This is a genomic window from Streptomyces sp. NPDC021749 (assembly GCF_040640655.1).
Lineage (GTDB): Bacteria > Actinomycetota > Actinomycetes > Streptomycetales > Streptomycetaceae > Streptomyces.
Map to the genome: position 1 here is coordinate 1 of NZ_JBFACE010000092.1, position 5,211 is coordinate 5,211.

General features: G+C 57.5%; 2 rRNA genes. Both read left to right on the forward strand.

What is annotated here, in order from left to right:
* Positions 1–236 precede the first annotated feature (236 nt).
* Positions 237–1,765 (forward strand): 16S ribosomal RNA (locus AB0G35_RS37105).
* A gap of 303 nt (positions 1,766–2,068) precedes the next feature.
* Positions 2,069–5,190, forward strand: a 23S ribosomal RNA gene (locus AB0G35_RS37110).
* Together the 16S and 23S rRNA genes form the textbook arrangement of a ribosomal RNA operon.
* Positions 5,191–5,211: the final 21 nt, after the last annotated feature.

Sequence of the window (5,211 nt, forward strand, 5' to 3'; positions counted from 1 at the left end):
ACCGAAGGGAAGCGCCCGGAGGAAGCCCGAGAGGGAGTCCAAAGGAAGCGTCCGTTCCTTGAGAACTCAACAGCGTGCCAAAAGTCAACGCCAGATATGTTGATACCCCGTCTACCGGACCGGATGGTCTGGTGACGAGGTTCCTTTGAAAAAACACAGCGAGGACGCTGTGAACCGAGGGATTATTCCTCTCTCGGTTCCGCTCTCGTGGTGTTCGCCCCGATCACGGGGAAGCATTCACGGAGAGTTTGATCCTGGCTCAGGACGAACGCTGGCGGCGTGCTTAACACATGCAAGTCGAACGATGAACCTCCTTCGGGAGGGGATTAGTGGCGAACGGGTGAGTAACACGTGGGCAATCTGCCCTTCACTCTGGGACAAGCCCTGGAAACGGGGTCTAATACCGGATACGACACACGGAGGCATCTCCTGTGTGTGGAAAGCTCCGGCGGTGAAGGATGAGCCCGCGGCCTATCAGCTTGTTGGTGGGGTGATGGCCTACCAAGGCGACGACGGGTAGCCGGCCTGAGAGGGCGACCGGCCACACTGGGACTGAGACACGGCCCAGACTCCTACGGGAGGCAGCAGTGGGGAATATTGCACAATGGGCGAAAGCCTGATGCAGCGACGCCGCGTGAGGGATGACGGCCTTCGGGTTGTAAACCTCTTTCAGCAGGGAAGAAGCGAGAGTGACGGTACCTGCAGAAGAAGCGCCGGCTAACTACGTGCCAGCAGCCGCGGTAATACGTAGGGCGCAAGCGTTGTCCGGAATTATTGGGCGTAAAGAGCTCGTAGGCGGCTTGTCGCGTCGGATGTGAAAGCCCGGGGCTTAACCCCGGGTCTGCATTCGATACGGGCAGGCTAGAGTTCGGTAGGGGAGATCGGAATTCCTGGTGTAGCGGTGAAATGCGCAGATATCAGGAGGAACACCGGTGGCGAAGGCGGATCTCTGGGCCGATACTGACGCTGAGGAGCGAAAGCGTGGGGAGCGAACAGGATTAGATACCCTGGTAGTCCACGCCGTAAACGTTGGGAACTAGGTGTGGGCGACATTCCACGTCGTCCGTGCCGCAGCTAACGCATTAAGTTCCCCGCCTGGGGAGTACGGCCGCAAGGCTAAAACTCAAAGGAATTGACGGGGGCCCGCACAAGCAGCGGAGCATGTGGCTTAATTCGACGCAACGCGAAGAACCTTACCAAGGCTTGACATACACCGGAAAACCCTGGAGACAGGGTCCCCCTTGTGGTCGGTGTACAGGTGGTGCATGGCTGTCGTCAGCTCGTGTCGTGAGATGTTGGGTTAAGTCCCGCAACGAGCGCAACCCTTGTTCTGTGTTGCCAGCATGCCTTTCGGGGTGATGGGGACTCACAGGAGACTGCCGGGGTCAACTCGGAGGAAGGTGGGGACGACGTCAAGTCATCATGCCCCTTATGTCTTGGGCTGCACACGTGCTACAATGGCCGGTACAATGAGCTGCGATACCGCGAGGTGGAGCGAATCTCAAAAAGCCGGTCTCAGTTCGGATTGGGGTCTGCAACTCGACCCCATGAAGTCGGAGTTGCTAGTAATCGCAGATCAGCATTGCTGCGGTGAATACGTTCCCGGGCCTTGTACACACCGCCCGTCACGTCACGAAAGTCGGTAACACCCGAAGCCGGTGGCCCAACCCCTTGTGGGAGGGAATCGTCGAAGGTGGGACTGGCGATTGGGACGAAGTCGTAACAAGGTAGCCGTACCGGAAGGTGCGGCTGGATCACCTCCTTTCTAAGGAGCACTTCTTACCAAGCCTGGCTTGGTCAGAGGCCAGTACATCAGCGAGTGTCTGATGCTGGTTGCTCATGGGTGGAACGTTGACTACTCGGCACTCTTGGGATGGCGAGCGTTAGTACTGCTTCGGCGTGGAACGCGGTTCGTTGGTCAAGGGTGTCGGGCACGCTGTTGGGTGTCTGAGGGCACGGGCTGTTGCTCGTTCCTTCTAGCGCCGGCCCCAGTGAACTCAGCCTTCGGGTTGGGGTGGTGGGTGGCTGGTCGTTGCTTGAGAACTGCACAGTGGACGCGAGCATCTGTGGCCAAGTTTTTAAGGGCGCACGGTGGATGCCTTGGCACCAGGAACCGATGAAGGACGTGGGAGGCCGCGATAGGCCCCGGGGAGCTGTCAACCGAGCTTTGATCCGGGGGTGTCCGAATGGGGAAACCCGGCAGTCGTCATGGGCTGTCACCCGCTGCTGAACACATAGGCAGTGTGGAGGGAACGCGGGGAAGTGAAACATCTCAGTACCCGCAGGAAGAGAAAACAACCGTGATTCCGGGAGTAGTGGCGAGCGAAACTGGATGAGGCCAAACCAGTCACGTGTGATACCCGGCAGGGGTTGCGTGGTTGGGGTTGTGGGAGTTCTCTTGATCGGTCTGCCGGCCGGTCGGCGAGTCAGAAACCGTTGATGTAGGCGAAGGACATGCGAAAGGTCCGGCGTAGAGGGTAAGACCCCCGTAGCTGAAACGTCAGCGGCTTGCTTGAGAACCACCCAAGTAGCACGGGGCCCGAGAAATCCCGTGTGAATCTGGCGGGACCACCCGTTAAGCCTAAATATTCCCTGGTGACCGATAGCGGATAGTACCGTGAGGGAATGGTGAAAAGTACCGCGGGAGCGGAGTGAAATAGTACCTGAAACCGTGTGCCTACAAGCCGTGGGAGCGTCGCGTTGAGTCTTCGGGCTCAACGTCGTGACTGCGTGCCTTTTGAAGAATGAGCCTGCGAGTTTGCGGTATGTTGCGAGGTTAACCCGTGTGGGGAAGCCGTAGCGAAAGCGAGTCCGAATAGGGCGTTGAGTAGCGTGCCCAAGACCCGAAGCGGAGTGATCTAGCCATGGGCAGGTTGAAGCGGAGGTAAGACTTCGTGGAGGACCGAACCCACCAGGGTTGAAAACCTGGGGGATGACCTGTGGTTAGGGGTGAAAGGCCAATCAAACTCCGTGATAGCTGGTTCTCCCCGAAATGCATTTAGGTGCAGCGTCGTGTGTTTCTTGCCGGAGGTAGAGCACTGGATAGGCGATGGGCCCTACCGGGTTACTGACCTTAGCCAAACTCCGAATGCCGGTAAGTGAGAGCGCGGCAGTGAGACTGTGGGGGATAAGCTCCATGGTCGAGAGGGAAACAGCCCAGAGCATCGACTAAGGCCCCTAAGCGTGTGCTAAGTGGGAAAGGATGTGGAGTCGCAGAGACAACCAGGAGGTTGGCTTAGAAGCAGCCACCCTTGAAAGAGTGCGTAATAGCTCACTGGTCAAGTGATTCCGCGCCGACAATGTAGCGGGGCTCAAGCACACCGCCGAAGTCATGTCATTGCAGCAGAAGACCTAACGGTTGTTGTGATGGGTAGGGGAGCGTCGTGTGCCGGGTGAAGCAGCCGTGGAAACGAGTTGTGGACGGTTCACGAGTGAGAATGCAGGCATGAGTAGCGATACACACGTGGGAAACGTGTGCGCCGATTGACTAAGGGTTCCTGGGTCAAGCTGATCTGCCCAGGGTAAGTCGGGACCTAAGGCGAGGCCGACAGGCGTAGTCGATGGACAACCGGTTGATATTCCGGTACCCGCTTTGAAGCGCCAAACATTGAATCAGGCGATGCTAAGTCCGTGAAGCCGCCCTGGATCCTTCGGGTGAAGGGGAGTGGTGGAGCCGACGAACCAGACTTGTAGTAGGTGAGTGATGGGGTGACGCAGGAAGGTAGTCCAGCCCGGGCGGTGGTTGTCCCGGGGTAAGGGTGTAGGCCGTGTGGTAGGCAAATCCGTCACACGTTGAGGCTGAGACCTGATGCCGAGCCGATTGTGGTGAAGTGGATGATCCTATGCTGTCGAGAAAAGCCTCTAGCGAGTTTCATGGCGGCCCGTACCCTAAACCGACTCAGGTGGTCAGGTAGAGAATACCGAGGCGTTCGGGTGAACTATGGTTAAGGAACTCGGCAAAATGCCCCCGTAACTTCGGGAGAAGGGGGGCCATTGCTGGTGATGAGTCTTGCACTCTGAGCTGGTGGTGGCCGCAGAGACCAGCGAGAAGCGACTGTTTACTAAAAACACAGGTCCGTGCGAAGCCGTAAGGCGATGTATACGGACTGACGCCTGCCCGGTGCTGGAACGTTAAGGGGACCGGTTAGCTCCATTTCGGTGGGGCGAAGCTGAGAACTTAAGCGCCAGTAAACGGCGGTGGTAACTATAACCATCCTAAGGTAGCGAAATTCCTTGTCGGGTAAGTTCCGACCTGCACGAATGGCGTAACGACTTCTCGACTGTCTCAACCATAGGCCCGGTGAAATTGCATTACGAGTAAAGATGCTCGTTTCGCGCAGCAGGACGGAAAGACCCCGGGACCTTTACTATAGCTTGATATTGGTGTTCGGTTCGGCTTGTGTAGGATAGGTGGGAGACTGTGAAGCATCAACGCCAGTTGGTGTGGAGTCATTGTTGAAATACCACTCTGGTCGTGCTGGATGTCTAACCTGGGTCCGTGATCCGGATCAGGGACAGTGTCTGGTGGGTAGTTTAACTGGGGCGGTTGCCTCCCAAAGGGTAACGGAGGCGCCCAAAGGTTCCCTCAGCCTGGTTGGCAATCAGGTGTTGAGTGTAAGTGCACAAGGGAGCTTGACTGTGAGACTGACGGGTCGAGCAGGTACGAAAGTAGGGACTAGTGATCCGGCGGTGGCTTGTGGAAGCGCCGTCGCTCAACGGATAAAAGGTACCCCGGGGATAACAGGCTGATCTTCCCCAAGAGTCCATATCGACGGGATGGTTTGGCACCTCGATGTCGGCTCGTCGCATCCTGGGGCTGGAGTCGGTCCCAAGGGTTGGGCTGTTCGCCCATTAAAGCGGTACGCGAGCTGGGTTTAGAACGTCGTGAGACAGTTCGGTCCCTATCCGCTGTGCGCGTAGGAGTCTTGAGAAGGGCTGTCCCTAGTACGAGAGGACCGGGACGGACGAACCTCTGGTGTGCCAGTTGTTCTGCCAAGGGCATGGCTGGTTGGCTACGTTCGGAAAGGATAACCGCTGAAAGCATCTAAGCGGGAAGCCTGCTTCGAGATGAGGGCTCCCTCCCACTTGATGGGGTAAGGCTCCCAGTAGACGACTGGGTTGATAGGCCAGATATGGAAGCGCCGTAAGGTGTGGAGTTGACTGGTACTAATAGGCCGAGGGCTTGTCCTCAGTTGCTCGCGTCCACTGTGT